The organism is Exiguobacterium sp. BRG2 (genome assembly GCF_031844245.1).
GTDB lineage: Bacteria > Bacillota > Bacilli > Exiguobacteriales > Exiguobacteriaceae > Exiguobacterium_A.
Window position 1 is genome coordinate 1 of sequence record NZ_JAUZUW010000006.1, and the last position, 18,223, is coordinate 18,223.

An 18,223-nucleotide genomic window follows, 5' to 3' on the forward strand; every position below is an offset into this window, starting at 1 on the left:
ACATGCGTAAGTCCTTTTTTTGATTATTTGCGTAGAACTTCTGCCAAGTCCTTCACATCATCAATCAAGTTATGGATCGTCTCCTGATTATCCGTATAAAGTGCTTTTAATTCCTCAAAGCGTCCTTTCGGATCTTGTTTGACAGCAGACAATTGTGTTCCTGCGCCACTGAATGTTCGTTTCACTGCCGTGAACTGCGCTTGACGCGTATCTTTATGCAGTAGTGATAAAGTAGCGCCGACAAGTGCGCCACCAAGTGTTGCTACGACAAAATAGTTCTTCTTCATCTGTTAGTCCCCCTGCATCTCACTCATTTGTTGGTGGTACGATTTGATACCGTTTCATGACGGGAGAAGGCGCGAACGACTTCCCTGCCTCTTCAGCATACTGGTCTACCGTGAGACGTTCAACTGATTTTGCATAACGAGCCCCGTCGCTTGTCTCATGGAACTGAATCAATAAGACGAGATCTGTCCCCTTCTCGACACGTCCAATCCGAAAAGCCTGGAAGCCACCATATTCTGCTCCAATGACTTTTGGATTCGACATCACTTGATGTACGAATAAATCTCCGCTATTTTGATCTGCCGGAATCGACCAGTAGAAGAGACTGCCTTCATCCGAAAAATTTCCACGTGATTCGAGCAACGTGTAGGTATTGCCACTTTGAAAAGGTGATTTCGAGTCCGTCTCTATCCAGAGGATAGCGTCACCGCTCCCGCTAGCAACACGAATATGAGCATCCCGAGAACGAATTTGTTCAACAAACGAACCGCTACCGAATGTGATCGAAAGTTTAGATGGCATCACAGGCCTCCGCAAGTTGAAAGTCTTTTTCCGTCAATCCATTTTCATCATGAGTCGTCGCCGCAAGTGTGACGTTTTTATAGTCAATTACGATCCGTGGATGATGATTCAAGTTTTCGGCGATACTCCCGACTTCCTGTACGAAATCCAGTGCAGCAGGAAACGATGGAAGTGTATACGTTCGGACGATTTCATCATCGACGATACTCCAATCCTGCAATCGTTCAAGACGCTCTTCCACTTCATACTCATTCAACCTAGCCATCCCTTTCTCCTCCTCTACTATCATTTTCGTCCTATACTTTATACCCCATTCTATTACTTCTCTATACCTGTTTGTATCCGATTTCTTCCTTTCGCCTTCTATGTGAGATAGAGTACAATGTGAAAGAGAACACTAATTCAAAACCGAAAGGGGCTCACGCACATGCGCGCTCTGATTGTCATTGATTACACGATCGACTTCGTTGCTGACGAAGGGAAGCTGACTTGTGGAAAACCAGGACAGGCGATTGAAGACCGGATCGCTACATTGATGGAGGAATTTTCAACAGAGGACTACGTCGTCATTGCCAACGATATTCATGAGGAAGGTGATACGTTCCATCCGGAAACTGTCCTTTTCCCGCCGCATAATATTCGCGGAACACATGGACGTGATTTGTTTGGGAAAGTCGCAGCCATGGCACGTGTCGCTGATCACATCATTGATAAGACGCGTTACAGTGCGTTCGCCGGGACGGACCTTGATTTACGCTTGCGTGAACGTGGTATCCGCGAAGTCCACCTCGTTGGCGTCTGTACGGACATCTGTGTCCTTCATACAGCTGTTGATGCCTACAATCTCGGATATCATATCGTCGTCCATGCCGATGCGGTCGCAAGCTTTAACGCGACGGGTCACGACTGGGCGCTTACACACTTTAAACAATCGATCGGCGCAGAAGTCGTCGGCGAATAAGAAGGGATTTGTCCGTTATGTTACAACGTAATCTTGCACTCCATACCGATCTATACTTACCACGGTGGATGTATATCTACTGGAAAGAAGGACGTCACAATGAACGTGCCGTCTTCGATGTCTACTACCGTTCGAATCCGTTTGCAGGAGGGTATGTCGTCTTTGCGGGTCTTGAGAACATCATCGAGTACATTCAAACACTCCGTTTCACGGAAGAAGACATCACGTACTTGCAAGAGATGATCGGCTTCCCAGATGAATTCAAGGATGAACTGCGTCAATTCAAGTTCAACGGTTCGATTTCCAGTGTCAAAGAAGGTGAGATCGTCTTCCCGAACGAACCATTGATTCGGATCGAGGCACGAATTTTTGAAGCGAAACTCTTACAGACCGCAATTTTGAACATCGCGAACCATGAATCACTCATCGCGACGAAGTACGCACGCATTCGTCAATCGGCACCCCGTGCGAAGTTTCTTGAAGCCGGTGCCCGACGTGCGCAAGGCATCGATGCTGCTTACTTCGGAACGCGTGCTTCGTACCTCGCTGGTTTTGACGTCACAAGTCTTGCTTCAGCAGGACGCGATTTCGGAATCCCATGTGGCGGAACGATGGAACATGCCGACATTCAATTCCATGATGATGAACTAACAGCATTCCGGACATTTGCTTCTCACTATCCGGATCAAACGACGTTACTTGTCGATACGTATGACACACTCAAGAGTGGTCTGCCGAATGCCATTACGGTCGCAAAGGAACTCCAAGCCAAAGGACATAAACTGCGCGGAATCCGGATCGATTCTGGTGACTTATCTTATTTGTCAAAACGTGCTCGTAACATGCTTGACGAAGCCGGCTTCCCAGAAGTCGACATCGTCTTGTCAGGGGATCTCGATGAGTACGTCATCCAAGATTTGCGCATCCAAGGCGCCCAAGCGAATACGTTCCTCGTCGGAACACGTGGTATTACAGCTTACGAGCAACCCGCTCTCGGAATGGTCTATAAACTGGTCGCACGTGAAGTAGACGGCGAACTCACGCCTGTCATCAAAGTGTCCTCGTCAAAAGCCAAGACGACGACACCACACATCAAGGAAGTCTATCGCATCATCGATCCGGTGACGGATAAGTTTAAAGGGGATTACGTGACGTTGATGGATGAGGATCCATCGACACTTGAAGCCGTCGATCTCATCGACGTCCGGGACCCATCGTTCCGTAACCGTGTAGAGCAGTTCAAGGTCGAACGCTTGCTTGAACCGATCTTCAAAGATGGAGAGCTAATTTATACAGTTCCAACGATTGAAGAGATCCGTCACTTCCATGAAACGCAGATTGGTCGTCTTTGGGAGGAGTACAAACGTCTCCGTTTGCCAGAGATTTATGCCGTCACATTCAGTGACCGTCTCTGGAAACTCAAACTCGACATGATTCGGGAAACACGACTCGCGAGTGGTTTAAAATAAGACGCACAAACAAGCGCCGTTCTTCCTCTCTCAGGATGAACGGCGCTTTTCTCATGTTAATCCTGCTTCGTTTCCGACAGGTGTCATTTCTGTTGGCGCTTGTTCCATCTTCTTACGAAAGTACCACGCGAAACCAAGCGCACCTCCGATGAAGACGATATACGTTATGCGTTGACCGAATTCTGCTAAGGAATCCGCGTAAAAAATACTGATTAAATGATCACTTCCACTAATGAGTAGCAAACAGGCAATCAGGAGCGCAATGCGATATGCAAGCGTCGGGCGGTCTGTCGGTTCAGCATGCCAATACATGATGATATGGTGGGCAAGTAAGACAATACCCAGGATTCCTAATATTCCAATGAGTACTTGCGGCATAATGAACGATCCTCCTGTTAGTAATATCTAGTCTTATTTAAACATAGTTCACACGAATTTCGTCAGGAAAAGTTTCCCGTCCCACATTCCTCACGGTATACTGTAGAAAAATCGTAAGCGATCAAGGGAGGGCATTTTTTCATGAAAACCTTTAAATTATGCACATTGCGCATTTTAATGGACGAGTCAGGACGTGATACGACGATTCCCGTCGCCATTCAAGATGGACTAACGGTCAGTACCGAACAAACGGCACAATGGGTCGCAGAAATCGTCGTTCCTTCGAGCGATCAGCCGATCGTCGATGAATTGTTCACAAAACATTTACGTGCTTTGATTGAAATCACGATCTCACGACCCGATAATGACCCTGCCGCGATGATCGTCACGCCTCTTGAACGGACTGCCTTAAGCGAACACGTCTCCTATGTCTTCACTGGTAAGATGGTCATGATGAAGAATGATTTATCCGAATCGATCTTACGTGAAGTCGTTGAGGATGGATTCGCTGGTGAGGAACTCGTCCAAGAATACAAGGATCGTCGTTCAAAACGCGGTGCACATATCACGAGTATCGCTAAAGAAACATTTAAACAGTATCTAGCAGAACATCCAGAAACACCGATTTCTTAAGGTTTTTCGACTTCGTCCGTGATGTGATCCGCTACATTGATTCGATCAATCGTATAGTGGTCCGTATATTGGATATAATTCGCACATGCATTTTTCAAAGGTGTCCGGTAACTGAATGTCTCATCAATCGACGATAAGGCTGCTTTGATCGTATGCGAGTGACAGACGATTAAGATTCGTTTCCCCTCATACGTTCGTGTCACTTCCTGTAATGCTTCGAATACGCGATCCTGAATCGCTTGTTCCGTTTCAAGACCTGGAACACGTTTCGTATCGTTCGCTTGAACAGCTTCATAAATCGACGCAACCGGTTCACCGGAAGCGGCACCAAATTCACGCTCGACGAGTCGATCATCGGTCGCTGTGATCGTCAATCCGACCGCACGTCCGATGATTTCAGCTGTTTCAACAGCGCGGGACAACGGACTTGCTAGCAAGACATCCCACTTTTCATTGGCTAGATAAGCGGCGCTGAGTTCCGCTTGTCTTTTTCCTGTTGCATTCAACGGGATATCTTCTCTTCCTTGGATTCGCTCATTTAAGTTCCAATCCGTCTGACCATGTCGCACTAAACAAATTTCAGTCATGTCTCTGTCTCCTTCATTCAAGAAATATGACTGATTGTATCATGTTTTTCATCGGGAAGTTGTCGCGGTGGCAATAACAACACCTGACAAGTGAAGCGTTCAATTCGTTCGAGAAGTCGTTCAATTTTCAATGGATTTTCGGTCTGTGCAAAACTAGCAAGTGAGTGGGTACCGTTCGGAAAAGAAAACAAACGGACATCAGCTCCGACATCGGCTCCTTTTTCAACGAAGTGAAGAGCTTGGGAAAACGGAACGATTGGATCTTTTTTGCCATGCAGGAGCATGATCGGTGGGGCGTCTGACGAGAGATGCGTCACAGGTGAAACGTGGGTCATGAGCTTGCGCCATTCTTCCCGTCCACCTTTATAAAACTTAATGTGAGCGATCCAGGTCTGAATGAAAGTAAACAATAAAAAATTCGTCGGTGGATATAAGGCAATGACACCACTAATCAATGGCATGTGTCGTTCATCTCGCTCACCAACGAAAGCAGATGGGGCAAGTGCCGTCGTCAGCATGAGTGCAGCTCCGGCTGAGTCTCCCCATACCATCATCCGTCCTCTTAAAATGCGAAGATCTTCTGCTTCTTTGTTCAAAAAGCATAAGGCATCCCGTACATCTTCGAGATTATCCGGAAAATAACTGCCTTCTTCAAACAGACGATAATCGATACTACAAACAGCAACCCCAAGTTCAAGCAGGCGATCAACGATCGGGCTAAAACAGAACAGATCCTCGCGCTCTCCACGAACGAATGCGCCACCGTGCGCGTAGATCGCGACCGGAAACGGTCCTTCCCCCGGCGGATAATAGAGATCGAGTTGTAAGGTACGGTCTCCCACTTGTTTGTAAGTGAGTGTCCGCGATGCGAGTTGTTTTTCTGTGATTGGCAAGGCGGGTTCAGTCCATCGAAGTAATGCACCGTAATTGTTCCAGATACTTGCTCCCGCAGCTGCCGTCGTTAGTAGTGCAGCTCCCCCCATTAGCCATGCAGTTTCACGTTTCACTTGATCACCTCCAAAAGACGTACCAATTCCTTCACTTTATTATCCTTTTACCCCGTTTTAAAAGAAGTCGAACGTCTCGGTATTCGTACTTGACGCTTCTCAAACGTTCCGCTATAGTGAAAAAGTCCAAATCGGAATAATTACGTTTTAATAACGGAGGTAACATATAATGAAAAAAATCATTCCTGCTTTAACGGTCGCATTCGCGAGCGCAAGTATCCTCGCAGCTTGTGGATCAAACACCGATTCATCGACTTCAGATGATAAAAAGACGGAAATCTATACATCGACGTTCGCAACAGCTGCCATTGCCCGTGAAATCGGTGGTAATCAAGTCAACGTCAAGATGATCGTCCCACCTGGAGCAGATCCGCACTCCTATGAACCGACGTCAAAGCAACTCACTGAGATTGCCAAAGGTGACCTTTTCCTTTTGACGGGTACGACACTTGAACCCTATTCAAAAAAAATCCAAGAGAGTCTAAAAGGCACGGACGTCCGGTTCATCGAGACGAGTAAGGATGTCACTTTGCTGGAATCGGATGCTACGCTTCACGCACATGAAGAAGAGGGACATACAGAAGATGAGCAGGCGCACGAAGAGGAAGGACACGATCATGGAAAATACGATCCACACGTCTGGCTTGATCCTGTCAACGCCAAAGCAATGGCACGTTCTATCACAGTCGCCTTATCAAAAGAAGTACCAAAAGACAAAGCAACATTCGAAAAAAACCTGAAAGCGTTCGATCAGCAGGCTGACGCACTCGATAAAGAGTTCAAGCAAGCCGTCGCTGACGGATCAAAAAAAGAACTTCTCGTCACACATGCAGCTTACGGTTACCTCGCCGAACGATATGGTTTCACGCAGCTTCCAATCGCCGGAATTTCCCCTTCCGATGAACCCTCACAAAAGCAACTGGCTGCTTTAGTGAAAGAAGCGCGGATGCATGATTTGAAATACGTCGCGTTCGAAGAAACGGTTTCACCAAAGGTTGCGCGTGTCATCCAAAAAGAAATCGGAGCTAAATCCGTGACGATCCATAACCTCGAGTCGGTGACGAAATCGCAGCAAAACAGCTCGTATTTTAAGTTGATGGAAGAAAACGTCCAGACGTTAGAACAGGCACTTCAGTAAAGTACAGTTGACACGCGTTACTCAATGCGGTACGGTAAGAAACGTGTTTTACAACAATTGAATGACTTCTTTTTATCGCGAGAAACGGAGGGACTGGCCCAATGATGTTTCGGCAGCGGACGATTTGATTCGTACTGTGCCAAATCCAGCAAGCGAAAGCTTGAGAGATAAGAAGAGCGTCTTTATTTCATAAAGACCTCCTTCTTTCTTGCGAAGGGGTCTTTTTTTGTATCTTTGAGAAACGAGGTGTCAACAATGAATGAAATGATCACGCCTAACAAATGGGCACTGCTTCCCCTCGTCGTATTTCTGGTCCTCTTCATCGGAGCCGGCATCTTCTATGACGACTTTTACAAATTCCCGATTCTTATCGCTGCTTTGATCGCGCTGATCTTTGCTGCAATCACGACGAAAGGATCGATTAATCAAACGGTTGAACGAATCGCAACCGGTGCCGGAAATCCCGATATCATGATTATGGTCTTCATCTTCTTATTAGCCGGTACGTTCTCTGGAACGGCAGAAGCAATCGGCGCCATTGATGCGACCGTCAATGCTGCCTTAACGTTCCTACCTCCGTCACTCCTGATGAGCGGTCTGTTCGTCATCGCTGCCTTCATCTCGATGGCAATGGGAACTTCGACTGGAACGATTGCTGCACTCGCACCGATCGCCTTCGGTATTCATGAAGCAACAGGCATCAACGTCGCAATCGCAGCAGCGTCAGTCGTTGGGGGTTCGATGTTCGGCGATAACTTGTCGTTCATCTCAGATACGACGATCGCTGCCGTTCGAACGCAAAAAACGAACATGCGTGATAAATTCCGGACGAACTTCATGATCGTTCTCCCGGCTGCCATCTTGACGGTCATCTTACTCGCATTCGTTTCTGGTTCTGGCGATGCGGTAACGGCTAAAGCATTCGAGTTCTACAAATTGATTCCATATCTCGCCGTCATCGTCCTTGCACTATTTGGTGTTAACGTCATCCTCGTTCTCGTCGGTGGTACATTGCTCACTGGCATCATCGGTATGATTGACGGTAGCTTCGGTTTAAGTGGGTTCGTCCTTTCGATGTCAAAAGGAATGATGGGCATGGCAGAGATTTCAATCTTGACGCTCCTCATGGGTGGTCTCGTCAGTTTGATTACGTTCAACGGTGGAATCGCCTACTTGAAGGAGACGTTGACGCGCAAGATTTCACAGCGTCGCGGTGCCGAATTCAGTATGGCGGCACTCGTCAGTGCAACGAACCTCGCAACGGCGAACAATACGATCTCGATTCTTGTCGCTGGACCACTCGCGGCTGAAATCGCCGATACGTATGAAATCGATCGCAAGAAATCAGCGAGTATTCTTGATATCTTCTCTTGTGGGATTCAAGGTATCATTCCGTATGGGGCACAACTCTTGATCGCAGCAGAGTTGACGAAGACGGCTTCACCGGAACTGATTCCGTATCTGTTCTATCCGTTCCTGCTCTTCGTCTGTGGATCGATTGCCATCATCTTTGGTTTCCCACGTCCGAAGAAATCAGTTGCTCAACAGGAAAAAATCTCTTCTTAACCAACGACAGGTCCGATCATGGTGATCGGACCTGTTTCATTATTTTTTCTGCTTCGCTTGTCGTTCTAAAATCAAATACGCGATTGCTGGAAGTGGAAACTGAAGGAGTCCCGCGCCTCCCCATACCCACGGGTTACGTCCTGATTTTCGTGCACTGAAAAATAGGCTAACTGCTTGCGTGACCAACAAGGCACTAATACTAAGCCAAGCTCCCTTTGATAGCTTTTTATTCTTTTGAGCCATCCTTTCTCCCCCTCTTTCTGACATACAGTCAGATGTGATGAATTCTCTTTTATTTTAACCCATTCTATTCCTCCATGAGCATGGAAACGGACGGTTTCGTTCGTTCGTGCTAAACTAAACGAGCAAATCTAAACTACGTTTTATGAGGAGGAGTAACACATGCAATACGCAAAACTTTCAAACGGTATTACGATTCCCCAAATCGGATTCGGTGTCTGGCAAGTAGACGAAGAAACAGAAGCACCCGCTGCTGTTGCTGAAGCACTACGTGTCGGCTATCGTCATATCGATACAGCTGCTGTCTATAAAAACGAGCGCGGTGTCGCAAAAGGAATCAAAGAAAGCGGCGTGAAACGTGAGGATCTCTTCTTAACGTCAAAAGTCTGGAACGATGATATTCGTGCCGGTCGGACGAAGGAAGCATTCGCAGAATCGCTCGAACGTCTCGAAACAGACTACCTTGATCTCTACCTGATCCACTGGCCAGTCGAAGGCTATATCGAAGCGTGGAAAGCAATGGTTGAACTGTATGAAGCAGGCAAGATCAAAGCGATCGGTGTCTCGAACTTCAAGGAACATCACCTCGATACATTGGCAGAAGAGGGCTTGATGGCACCAATGATCAACCAAGTCGAATTGCATCCACAATTGCCGCAACACGAACTGCACGAATACTTGCAAGATCACAACATCCAAGTCGAAGCATGGAGTCCACTCATGCAAGGGAAATTCCTCGAAATCAACGATTTCAAGGAAATCGCAGAGAAGCATGGTAAGACACCTTCACAAGTCGTCTTGCGCTGGCACCTCGACAACGGTATCGTTGCTCTTCCAAAATCCGTCACACCAGAACGCATTGCAGAAAACTTCGACGTCTTTGATTTCCAACTCGATGCCGATGATCTTGAGAAAATTGATCGTCTAGCAACGGATGTCCGCCTCGGACCGGATCCAGACGAAATCGATTTTTAATCTAAAAATTATTGTAAAAAGAGTGATTTCCATGTGAAGTCATCTTGATTTAGATGAACGACAAGAGACCCGTTTCCAGTCGACGACTTGGAAGCGGGTCTCTTTTTTATAGATGGTACTAGTCATACGTAATAAATCAAAATCGTATCTTCCGCTTCTTCTGCCTTTTGAAAATAGGCACGCAGATCGGCGAACTGCTCCCAGACATATTCGAATTCGCCCGGTATTCCAGCTTCATCATGAATCGAAGCGAGTGCCCGTTGATCGAAGTTTCGCATCACTTCAGCGGAAATGATCAAAAGCGGTAAAGGAAGAATCCCGACGATTGCCGCTTTTTCCTCATTGACGATCAACTCTTCACCAATGATCGCTCGCCCTAGATTATAGTGCGTGTCCTGATCAATATAGATATCGATTTGATTCATCAAATGGTAGATGGCATTCGTTTGTTCGAGGGCAAACAATTGTTCATGGTCGGGTTGTGTCTCATGAATGAATAATATCCAGTCCATGATGATGTGGGGATCGTTTCCGAACGACTCCCAGACCGCATCCGTGACGCGAACGAAATGTACGTTTTCCATTCTCCCCCTCCCTTCTGTACTCTGTATTCCCTTTTTAAATTCGTTCTATACAAAAAAAAGAGCCAGATTTCTCTGACTCCCTTTTCTTAGATCGCTTTTTCGTCTTCTTCTGACCCATGCCATGCTTCAAGCGTATGTTTTCCTGGCAAGTTCGGAATCGAGTCCGCATAGAAACGCGGCTCTTTTCCTGCTTTTCGTTGTGTCGCGTAATCATCGAGCGCAAGCTTCGCGATTTTTGCGAGACGGAAAATCGCATATAGATTAACGATTGCCATCAGTCCCATACAGATGTCCGCTAAAGCCCACACGAGACTAGCCGACTCGACAAGTGAACCGAAGACGATCATGACGAGGACGAGTGCACGGTATGCCATCATGACCTGTTTATTGTCACGGATGAACGTGATGTTCGATTCACCGTAATAGTAGTTTCCAACGACAGAACTAAAGGCAAAGAGGAAGATGGCAAGTGCCATGAATCCTGTCGCAAGTGATCCAACTTGCGACGCAAGTGCCCCTTGCGCTAAATCAATACCGACTAAGGCATCTCCATTCGCATCTTTTGTCGGAACACCACTGACGAGAACAATCATCGCTGTCGCCGAACAGACCATCAACGTATCAACGAAGACCGCGAATGATTGAATCAAGCCTTGTTTGACCGGGTGGGAGACTTCAGCCGTTGCTGCTGCGTTCGGTGCCGAACCCATACCGGCCTCGTTCGAGAACAAACCACGGCGAATCCCGTTCAAGAGTGCTGCACCTACTGCACCACCTGCGAGTGTCTTGAATTCGAATAGACCTTCTTGGAAGATCAATTTAAAAATACTTGGCAGTACTTCAAGATTCGTCGCCATGATATAGAGCGCGATCAGGATATAACCACCGGCCATGATCGGTACGAGGAACGACGCGACGGTTGCAATGCTACGGACGCCACCAAAGATGACGAGTGCCGTCAGCACGACCAGTCCGACCGTAATCCATGTCTTATCAAAGCCATATTGATTTTGAAGAGAAAGCGAGATCGTATTCGATTGAACGGAATTGAAGACAAATCCGAATGAGATCGTAATCAAGACACTAAATAAGATTCCTAACCAACGTTGACCAAGTGCTTTCTCCATATAATAGGCAGGGCCCCCACGCCACGCCTTATCATCACGCACTTTATAAATTTGAGCGAGTGTACTTTCAACGAATGCCGATGCCGATCCGATCAAGGCGATTAACCACATCCAGAAGACCGCTCCTGGTCCACCGAGTGCGATTGCTGCCGCGACACCTGCGATATTACCAGTACCGACACGTGCTGCCGTACTGATCGCAAATGCTTGGAATGGCGATACGCCATCTTTCCCTTTATCCGTTCCTTGGAACAGTAAGCGTAACATCTCCGGAATCATTCGAAATTGAACGAACCGCATCCGGAATGTAAAATAAATGCCTAGTCCAACGAGTAAAACAATTAATACGTTCGTCCATAAGTAATCATTTGCTCGATTTACTAATTTCATCACTTCTTTTTCCATCGAATCTCCTCACTTTCATTCATCTTTTCTCTCTATTTCTATGTAAGTTTTTTTCACATGTGATTTATCATACGCAATTTTTTTTGAAAAATCAAACTCACTTATAACTCAGAACATAAAAAGCGTGTTAAACCTCACATCAGATGTCAGGTTTAACACGCTCACATAGTTAATTCTTTTATTAGATGAACAGATTCAGGTTAGCACCATCTGTTGCGCCGAGATAACTCGCGACACCACCGTAATCAATGCCGTCGAGGAGTTCTTCTTTCTTAATGCCCATGATATCCATCGACATCGTGCAGGCAATCATGCGGACACCCGCCGCTTGCGCTTTTGCCATCATCGTCTCGAGTGCATCGACTTGTTTATCCTTCATGACTTTTTTCATCATTTTTTGACCAGCACCTGCCATATTCATGTTTGAGAGTGGCAGTTCCCCGGCGTGTTTCGGCATCATCATCCCCATCATCCGCTCAATAGCGGCTTTCTCGACTGCCGGTGCATCCGGTTTTCGAATGATGTTCAAGCCCCAGAACGTAAAGAACATCGTCACTTGCTTCCCCATTGCTTGTGCACCTTGTGCGATGACGAAAGATGCAAGTGCTTTATCCAGATCACCACTAAAGACGACCATCGTCGCATCATCTGCCGGATTGACTTGAACCGGTGTTGCAGCAGGTGTCTCCCCTTGCCCTTTTTCAAACAAGACCTCAACGACCCCTTGATTCATCTCCGCTGAATGGACTGTGTGTCCTAGTTTTTTCGCCCATGCTTGAACGTCCGGTAAAAATCCCGGATCCGACGCTTTGACAAAAATTTGCTCGCCGTCCGTCATCTGATCGATTTTTGTTTTCAGCTCTAAAATTGGACCTGGGCACTGTAAACCGCACGTATCGAGCAGCGCCACTTGTTCTGGTGAAGTCTTCGTTGTTGGCTCACGTTTCGTTACCGTCACAGCAGTCTCCTCCTTCGCTTGGCTTCGTGCTTCTTGATCACGATGCACGACCGACCATGTTTTGTATCCGCCGCTTAAGTTTTTCACATCATAACCGTGTTGTTGCAACAGTTGACTTGCAACATATCCACGTAATCCGACTTGGCATGTCACATAGATCGTTTGATCCTTCGGCAGATCAGTCAACTTCTCACGTAACGTCGGTAACGAGATATTGACTGATCCCGGAATCGCGCCTAACTCGTTTTCCGATGGTTCACGGACATCGAGTAACAAACCTCCGTTTGCGACGATTTTATCGATTTCGTGCCAATGAACGTTCGCACTGTCACCAAGCACGATGTTCGACGCAATATATCCTGCCATATTGACCGGATCTTTTGCTGAACTATACGGCGGTGCATATGATAGTTCAAGATCTGGTAGATCAAGCACTGTCAATCCACCTTTAATCGCTGTCGCGAGGACATCGATTCGTTTCTCGACACCTGTCATGCCGATTGCCTGCGCTCCGTAGATCGTTCCTTCGATCGGATCAAATAACAGCTTCATCGAAATGGGACTCGCCCCTGGATAGTAACCCGCATGGGATCCCGGATGGAGGTGAATCGCTTCATAACGCATACCGAGCTGACGCAATCGTTTTTCGTTGTTACCGGTAGAAGCGACTGTCAAATCGAAGACTTTCGCTACTGCTGTACCGAGCGTTCCACTGTACCGGACATCGCGCCCGGCAATGATGTCGGCGACGAGACGCCCTTGACGGTTCGCAGGCCATGCGAGCGGCACATGTGTCGCTTCCTTCGTGATAAAATCCTTAACTTCGATCGCGTCACCAATCGCAAAAATCGACGGATCGGATGTCCGCAGTTGATTGTCGACTTGAATCGTCTGTTTGATTCCAAGCGTTAAACCAGCATCTGCTGCGAGCGTGCTCTCCGGTGCGACACCGATTGATAGGATGTTCATCTCTGTCTCAATCACGCGTCCACTTGTCAAGACGACACGACGACCTGCTTCTTCAAAACGAGCGACGCCATCTTCTAGAATCAGCTCGACGCCTTTTGCCCGAAGGTGTTCATGAACGATCGCCGCCATTTCTGGGTCGATCGGAGCCATGACTTGGTTTGCCATTTCAACGAGGGTAACGTGTGCCCCACGTTCGACAAGATTCTCTGCCATCTCGAGACCGATGAATCCTCCACCGATGACGACTGCCCGTTCCGGACGCGTCGTATCGACGTATTCTCGCATCCGGTCCGTATCCGGAATGTTGCGTAACGTAAAGACATTTGTTGCATCACTCAGTCCTTTAATGTTCGGACGAATTGGTTTTGCACCTGGAGAAAGAATCAGATGATCGTACGATTCATCGTATTCTTCACCTGTGTCAACGTTACGGATCGTGACAGTCTTCGCTTCACGGTTGATCCGAATCGCTTCCGACAAGTTACGGACGTCTAAATTAAATCGTGCATGCATCCCCTCTGGCGTTTGGACGAGTAATTTATTGCGATCTTTAATGACATCTCCGATATAGTAAGGCAGTCCGCAGTTCGCGAACGAGATCTCTTTTCCGCGCTCGAGCAAAATGATTTCTGCCGTTTCGTCAATCCGGCGCAGTCGTGCCGCTGCCGTTGCGCCACCTGCGACGCCACCTACGATGATCGTTTTCATCTAAATGATTCCTCCTTGAAGTACTATCTGCCACTCAATATACCCTGTTAGGTATGTATTTTCAAGTCAGTTGCTTGCAGCTTCACAGATATGACATATCCCATTCGTTTTTGTATTTTCTTCCTATCTGAACGGACATTAGTTGCATTTCCTTCTGAAATGCTTGAAACTAAATCTATAGTATATAAAGGGGGATTTTGCAATGGACCAGGAACGTAACTCGAACGAATCAAACGAGAACAATAAAGTGACACCGATTCACCAAGATCGTCAACCCGAAACAAACGAACAAGGAATCGCGCCACAACAGCAACAACACTTAGAAGCTTTCCAAGCTTTCCTCGTCGAAAAAGGCATTCCAATGGAAGCGCGCGAGAATGAAACACACGTCTTCTTCATGACACAAGAAAAAACACCTGCTGGAGCAGAACCGATGATGATGATTGTCTTCAGTAAGACGACGACAGATGTTGAATTGTTCGCTCGTACAGCGACACACGTACCAGATGGTGTCGAGGATCTTCCTATTCTTAATGCCATTAACGATTTCAACCAAGAGTTCAAATACTTCCGCGTCGTTCTCGATAGCGACCGTGATGTCACGATCGCATCGACGATTGATCTTGATCACGGCTTCAATCCAGCAGCGATCTTCGGACATTCTGTCATGATGTTCCAAGCATCGGACGAAGTCTACACGTATTTGACAAAACTGTATGAACAGTTCTGATTTTTGATTTTGGACGGCTTTGGATTCTTATTCCAAAGCCGTTTTTTATTTAAAGTTCAATTAAAAATACGAATCATTCTCCTTACGTTCAGATTTCTGAAAACAACTATATGATAGAAACTTCTTATCACTTTTGTAGGAGGTCATGATTATGAAAAAGCGCATAAAAGTAGCTTCGATTTTTATGTTAGCTGGCATCTTAGCTGCCTGCGGTTCAAACACAACCGATACGACTGTACCGAAAAAAGAGCAGTCGACAGAAACGAAATCAGCGGATGCTGGAATCGCTGCAACGACATTGATAGATGAATTGACGATTTACAGCTCGATCAAAGCAGAACTCGACAAAGCGAAAGACGGACAAGCAATCGATTGGAAGATGGTCAAGACGAGTTATGAAGCAAAACTAAAAGGTGGTGTCAAAACGGTAGCACCAGAAATCGACCAAGTCATTCAATCCGCTTTAGTAGATGTTGAAGCGAAGGATCTCGATCAGAACATCGCACGTCAACTCGTCGATAAAGGTCTACAATCCTATTTCTATCAATTACAAAAGGCAAATCAAGCAAAAGCTGAAGAAGCACTCGTTGCGGGTAAACCTGAAGCTGCAACAGAAGCACTCAAAGATATCGAAGCAATGGCAAAGACCGTTTTCATCCCGACAGCGAAAAAGTGCGACGAAAGCTACGAGTTCAAAAACGAAGACACGATTGCTCAAGCAATTACTTCCGGTCTATCTGCCCAGCAAGAAGCCATTGATACTAAAAAAATCGGTGACTTCAATGTCGCGAAACAAGTGACGGATAAATCGATTTATCGTTCGTTCTACTTGACTGCACTCGATTATGCTCAAAAAATCGAGGATGGTGTCAAAAGCGGGAAGAACGAAAAAGAATTACAGGTAGGGCAAGCAGAAGGATATGCTTCCCTCCTTGCAGTTGAAAAATCTTTAGCGGATGGCGAGGAAGAGGCTGTTAAAATACTAAAAGAACGTTATGACTTCTCGAAGACAAAACCAGCTGACGTTTCTTATAAAGAAATCGAAGGATTATTCGCACAAGCGTTGACGGAAAAAGTCGACGAATCTCATGAAGAAACACAAGAAGCAATCGAGAAGAAAGACATCGATACAGCACGGGCAAAAGCAATGGAAGCTAACCTGTTCATCGTTGCGATGAAACCCACGCTTGAAAACCGTCTCAGTAAAGAAAAAGTAGCGCAAATCACTAAAGATGCGGACGAATGGTTCGCGCTCGTTGAAAAAGGTGACGTCAAGGCCAAAATGATAGGTGAACGGATTAAGGACGCACTCAAACCATTTAACTAAGCAAAAATGTTATGAAAACGGAGTGCTAAGGTGAACCTCTTCATGTCTAGGATATGCGACGGGAAGTCACACCGAGCTTCCGCTTTACGAGTGATGCCCGATACGAACCAGAAGACGCGCTAGCGATTCTGTATCAACTAACGACGCCATGATGGCATGACTATAAAAACCATGTCGATTCCCGAATGACACTGTGGAGATCGACATGGTTTTTCATTGCTGTATATCGTAACGACGTTCCATATAATCAAAGGTACCGCCGCTAATTTCAATCGTCCGGACCGGTTTAAAGCCAAGACGGCGATACAGTCGCTGCGCTCCCACGTTCGTTTGATCAGCGTTTAAGGTGAACGCTTCTAGTCCCCGTTTCTCGCCTTCTTCCGCTGCTGCCTGCAACAGTTCCGTACCAATTCCTTTTCCACCATGACGCGCATCCACTGATAAGGTATCCAGGTAATAAACCGGTCCTTCCGTCTCGACGTCGATCTGGACATCTTGACCCGTCCAACGTTTCAGTTGTTCTTTGATTGGCTCGTCTAATTGTTCGGCATCCATCCCTGCATAAGCAATCACGATACCCGCTACTTTATCTTCGATGATTTTCACACGGATATTTTCATAACTTAGTCGGTTACCTGTTTGAGAAACGAAATAAGCAAGTCGTTTTAGAACCTCTTCTTTTTCTGTCGTTCCCGTCAATGTCTCAGCAATCTCATGAATCGCTTGCTCAATCAACGGGGCAATCTGTTGTGCTTCAGAAGCATCTGCTTGTCGAATCATCTAATCGTTCTCCTTTGAACTTATTTTCTAATTAATGAACCTGAAAAATCGGACTCGACGATGTCGAATCCGATACATGATTTTTTTAGATATTCTCCGTTTTACTGCGTCACTCTCTTTACGACAGGTGCCGGTACGATGATCGGCTCCCGTGTCATGACAGCAACAACACGACCGGCGATCGCTACGGCTAGTAATGTGTATAATGTCAAGCTAAGTGGCAGATAAACAAGTGAAATCACTAACACGATGGCGTCGAGTCCGAACAAAATCGTCCCGATCGATAGACCTGTCAGTTTACTGAGTCCCATCGACAGTAGATCGTCTCCACCTGTCGCTGCTCCACTTTTCAAAACAAGTCCGAGACCATATCCGGTCACGATTCCGCTAGCGATCGCTGCGATGAGTGTCGCTGGCCAAGCCTGTTCTGGAAAGTGGAACAAATCAAGTCGGTGCCACATCTCGTAAAAGAGTGATAACGCACCTGCTGATAGCAATGCTTCACTGACGAAGCGCTTGCCTTTGAAGTACAAGGCACCGATGAAAAATGGAATATCGAGCACGATCATCGAGATCGAAGGATTGATATCAAAAAAGTATCGACCGAGCAACGATAATCCGATAAAGCCGCCTTCTGCTAATCCGAACTGTTCATTCAATGTGTAGTAACCAAACGCCATGATGAGCGTCCCGGTTAAGATGGTTGCGATTCGTTTCATGTTTTATTGTCCTCTCCCATTTACATCGTGGGAGAGGTTTTATACGTCCCGTTTGGGTATTCATCTATTTTCGCTCTCCCTGATTTTTATAAGCCATTACCGTCTTGTTCGTCTTGACCGGTACTGCTAAAAATCAGGTAAGCTGAATAGATGAT

At 46.5% G+C, this 18,223-nt stretch carries 20 protein-coding genes and 1 riboswitch; of the genes, 8 read left to right on the top strand and 12 right to left on the bottom strand.

Going from position 1 to position 18,223, the window contains the following annotated elements; all coding sequences use genetic code 11:
* Positions 1-23: 23 nt before the first annotated feature.
* From Q9R23_RS09315 to Q9R23_RS09325, 3 genes are read right to left on the bottom strand one after another with little or no spacing between them, the layout of a single operon-like run.
* Positions 24-287, bottom strand: coding sequence for a hypothetical protein (locus tag Q9R23_RS09315; protein ID WP_035412200.1), 264 nt, complete (start codon positions 285-287; stop codon positions 24-26).
* Positions 288-306: 19 nt separating this feature from the next.
* Positions 307-807, bottom strand: coding sequence for a hypothetical protein (locus Q9R23_RS09320; protein ID WP_035412198.1), 501 nt, complete (start codon positions 805-807; stop codon positions 307-309).
* Positions 797-1,072, bottom strand: a complete 276-nt coding sequence (locus Q9R23_RS09325) for a 4a-hydroxytetrahydrobiopterin dehydratase (protein ID WP_035412195.1) — start codon at positions 1,070-1,072, stop codon at positions 797-799. The genes Q9R23_RS09320 and Q9R23_RS09325 overlap by 11 nt, the downstream gene beginning before the upstream one ends.
* A gap of 162 nt (positions 1,073-1,234) precedes the next feature.
* On the opposite strand from Q9R23_RS09325, the gene Q9R23_RS09330 reads away from it, so the two are divergent.
* A complete protein-coding gene (locus tag Q9R23_RS09330; RefSeq protein ID WP_035412192.1) occupies positions 1,235-1,768 on the top strand; it encodes a cysteine hydrolase family protein in 534 nt (177 codons plus the stop codon).
* A 17-nt stretch (positions 1,769-1,785) separates the two neighbouring features.
* A complete protein-coding gene (locus Q9R23_RS09335) occupies positions 1,786-3,237 on the top strand; it encodes a nicotinate phosphoribosyltransferase (RefSeq protein ID WP_214856625.1) in 1,452 nt (483 codons plus the stop codon).
* A 51-nt stretch (positions 3,238-3,288) separates the two neighbouring features.
* Here Q9R23_RS09335 and Q9R23_RS09340 read toward each other — a convergent pair whose 3' ends face one another.
* Positions 3,289-3,615, bottom strand: a complete 327-nt coding sequence (locus Q9R23_RS09340) for a hypothetical protein (protein ID WP_029342848.1) — start codon at positions 3,613-3,615, stop codon at positions 3,289-3,291.
* A gap of 141 nt (positions 3,616-3,756) precedes the next feature.
* Between Q9R23_RS09340 and Q9R23_RS09345 the strand changes: the two genes are divergently transcribed.
* Positions 3,757-4,248, top strand: coding sequence for a YwpF family protein (locus tag Q9R23_RS09345; protein WP_035412187.1), 492 nt, complete (start codon positions 3,757-3,759; stop codon positions 4,246-4,248).
* On the opposite strand, the gene Q9R23_RS09350 is transcribed toward Q9R23_RS09345, so the two are convergent.
* Entirely contained in the window at positions 4,245-4,835 is a 591-nt protein-coding gene (locus tag Q9R23_RS09350; protein ID WP_035412184.1) for a histidine phosphatase family protein, read from the bottom strand. The genes Q9R23_RS09345 and Q9R23_RS09350 overlap by 4 nt on opposite strands.
* Before the next feature lie 17 nt (positions 4,836-4,852).
* On the bottom strand, positions 4,853-5,842 hold the full coding sequence (locus tag Q9R23_RS09355) for an alpha/beta hydrolase (protein ID WP_214856627.1): 990 nt from the start codon (positions 5,840-5,842) through the stop codon (positions 4,853-4,855).
* 169 nt (positions 5,843-6,011) lie between these two features.
* Here Q9R23_RS09355 and Q9R23_RS09360 point away from each other — a divergent pair, with 169 nt between their 5' ends.
* Both Q9R23_RS09360 and Q9R23_RS09365 read left to right on the top strand, forming a co-directional pair.
* Positions 6,012-6,980 carry a metal ABC transporter solute-binding protein, Zn/Mn family gene (locus Q9R23_RS09360; RefSeq protein WP_214856628.1) on the top strand — a complete coding sequence of 323 codons (969 nt, stop codon included), beginning with the start codon at positions 6,012-6,014 and terminating at the stop codon, positions 6,978-6,980.
* Between the two features lie 69 nt (positions 6,981-7,049).
* Positions 7,050-7,154: riboswitch (SAM riboswitch) on the top strand.
* An 81-nt stretch (positions 7,155-7,235) separates the two neighbouring features.
* Positions 7,236-8,546: a Na+/H+ antiporter NhaC family protein gene (locus Q9R23_RS09365; protein ID WP_290757300.1), complete on the top strand. Its 1,311-nt coding sequence runs from the start codon at positions 7,236-7,238 to the stop codon at positions 8,544-8,546.
* Between the two features lie 39 nt (positions 8,547-8,585).
* On the opposite strand, the gene Q9R23_RS09370 is transcribed toward Q9R23_RS09365, so the two are convergent.
* The gene (locus Q9R23_RS09370) at positions 8,586-8,789 is read right to left on the bottom strand and encodes a hypothetical protein (protein ID WP_035412176.1); all 204 of its coding nucleotides are present in this window, start codon (positions 8,787-8,789) and stop codon (positions 8,586-8,588) included.
* 159 nt (positions 8,790-8,948) lie between these two features.
* On the opposite strand from Q9R23_RS09370, the gene Q9R23_RS09375 reads away from it, so the two are divergent.
* A complete protein-coding gene (locus Q9R23_RS09375; protein ID WP_050678472.1) occupies positions 8,949-9,761 on the top strand; it encodes an aldo/keto reductase in 813 nt (270 codons plus the stop codon).
* 122 nt (positions 9,762-9,883) lie between these two features.
* Here the strand turns inward: Q9R23_RS09375 and Q9R23_RS09380 are convergent, their stop codons facing one another.
* The 3 genes from Q9R23_RS09380 to Q9R23_RS09390 form a co-directional block, all read right to left on the bottom strand.
* On the bottom strand, positions 9,884-10,345 hold the full coding sequence (locus tag Q9R23_RS09380; RefSeq protein ID WP_214856632.1) for a YfbM family protein: 462 nt from the start codon (positions 10,343-10,345) through the stop codon (positions 9,884-9,886).
* An 86-nt stretch (positions 10,346-10,431) separates the two neighbouring features.
* Positions 10,432-11,877, bottom strand: a complete 1,446-nt coding sequence (locus tag Q9R23_RS09385; protein WP_311246950.1) for an alanine/glycine:cation symporter family protein — start codon at positions 11,875-11,877, stop codon at positions 10,432-10,434.
* A gap of 181 nt (positions 11,878-12,058) precedes the next feature.
* Positions 12,059-14,512 carry a CoA-disulfide reductase gene (locus Q9R23_RS09390; RefSeq protein WP_214856635.1) on the bottom strand — a complete coding sequence of 818 codons (2,454 nt, stop codon included), beginning with the start codon at positions 14,510-14,512 and terminating at the stop codon, positions 12,059-12,061.
* A gap of 202 nt (positions 14,513-14,714) precedes the next feature.
* Between Q9R23_RS09390 and Q9R23_RS09395 the strand changes: the two genes are divergently transcribed.
* A complete protein-coding gene (locus tag Q9R23_RS09395; RefSeq protein ID WP_311246951.1) occupies positions 14,715-15,242 on the top strand; it encodes a type III secretion system chaperone family protein in 528 nt (175 codons plus the stop codon).
* A gap of 151 nt (positions 15,243-15,393) precedes the next feature.
* Positions 15,394-16,569, top strand: coding sequence for a hypothetical protein (locus Q9R23_RS09400; protein WP_311246952.1), 1,176 nt, complete (start codon positions 15,394-15,396; stop codon positions 16,567-16,569).
* A 213-nt stretch (positions 16,570-16,782) separates the two neighbouring features.
* Here the strand turns inward: Q9R23_RS09400 and Q9R23_RS09405 are convergent, their stop codons facing one another.
* Together Q9R23_RS09405 and Q9R23_RS09410 are read right to left on the bottom strand one after the other, a co-directional pair.
* Positions 16,783-17,349 (bottom strand): GNAT family N-acetyltransferase, encoded by a 567-nt coding sequence (locus Q9R23_RS09405; RefSeq protein ID WP_311246953.1) that lies wholly within the window; start codon positions 17,347-17,349, stop codon positions 16,783-16,785.
* 101 nt (positions 17,350-17,450) lie between these two features.
* Positions 17,451-18,068 (bottom strand): YitT family protein, encoded by a 618-nt coding sequence (locus Q9R23_RS09410; RefSeq protein ID WP_311246954.1) that lies wholly within the window; start codon positions 18,066-18,068, stop codon positions 17,451-17,453.
* Positions 18,069-18,223 lie beyond the last annotated feature (155 nt).

Coding starts and splice junctions, on each gene's coding strand:
- Q9R23_RS09315 (WP_035412200.1), bottom strand. CDS start 287: ATGAAGAAGAACTATTTTGTCGTAGCAACACTTGGTGGCGCACTTGTC.
- Q9R23_RS09320 (WP_035412198.1), bottom strand. CDS start 807: ATGCCATCTAAACTTTCGATCACATTCGGTAGCGGTTCGTTTGTTGAA.
- Q9R23_RS09325 (WP_035412195.1), bottom strand. CDS start 1,072: ATGGCTAGGTTGAATGAGTATGAAGTGGAAGAGCGTCTTGAACGATTG.
- Q9R23_RS09330 (WP_035412192.1), top strand. CDS start 1,235: ATGCGCGCTCTGATTGTCATTGATTACACGATCGACTTCGTTGCTGAC.
- Q9R23_RS09335 (WP_214856625.1), top strand. CDS start 1,786: ATGTTACAACGTAATCTTGCACTCCATACCGATCTATACTTACCACGG.
- Q9R23_RS09340 (WP_029342848.1), bottom strand. CDS start 3,615: ATGCCGCAAGTACTCATTGGAATATTAGGAATCCTGGGTATTGTCTTA.
- Q9R23_RS09345 (WP_035412187.1), top strand. CDS start 3,757: ATGAAAACCTTTAAATTATGCACATTGCGCATTTTAATGGACGAGTCA.
- Q9R23_RS09350 (WP_035412184.1), bottom strand. CDS start 4,835: ATGACTGAAATTTGTTTAGTGCGACATGGTCAGACGGATTGGAACTTA.
- Q9R23_RS09360 (WP_214856628.1), top strand. CDS start 6,012: ATGAAAAAAATCATTCCTGCTTTAACGGTCGCATTCGCGAGCGCAAGT.
- Q9R23_RS09365 (WP_290757300.1), top strand. CDS start 7,236: ATGAATGAAATGATCACGCCTAACAAATGGGCACTGCTTCCCCTCGTC.
- Q9R23_RS09370 (WP_035412176.1), bottom strand. CDS start 8,789: ATGGCTCAAAAGAATAAAAAGCTATCAAAGGGAGCTTGGCTTAGTATT.
- Q9R23_RS09375 (WP_050678472.1), top strand. CDS start 8,949: ATGCAATACGCAAAACTTTCAAACGGTATTACGATTCCCCAAATCGGA.
- Q9R23_RS09380 (WP_214856632.1), bottom strand. CDS start 10,345: ATGGAAAACGTACATTTCGTTCGCGTCACGGATGCGGTCTGGGAGTCG.
- Q9R23_RS09385 (WP_311246950.1), bottom strand. CDS start 11,877: ATGGAAAAAGAAGTGATGAAATTAGTAAATCGAGCAAATGATTACTTA.
- Q9R23_RS09390 (WP_214856635.1), bottom strand. CDS start 14,512: ATGAAAACGATCATCGTAGGTGGCGTCGCAGGTGGCGCAACGGCAGCG.
- Q9R23_RS09395 (WP_311246951.1), top strand. CDS start 14,715: ATGGACCAGGAACGTAACTCGAACGAATCAAACGAGAACAATAAAGTG.
- Q9R23_RS09400 (WP_311246952.1), top strand. CDS start 15,394: ATGAAAAAGCGCATAAAAGTAGCTTCGATTTTTATGTTAGCTGGCATC.
- Q9R23_RS09405 (WP_311246953.1), bottom strand. CDS start 17,349: ATGATTCGACAAGCAGATGCTTCTGAAGCACAACAGATTGCCCCGTTG.
- Q9R23_RS09410 (WP_311246954.1), bottom strand. CDS start 18,068: ATGAAACGAATCGCAACCATCTTAACCGGGACGCTCATCATGGCGTTT.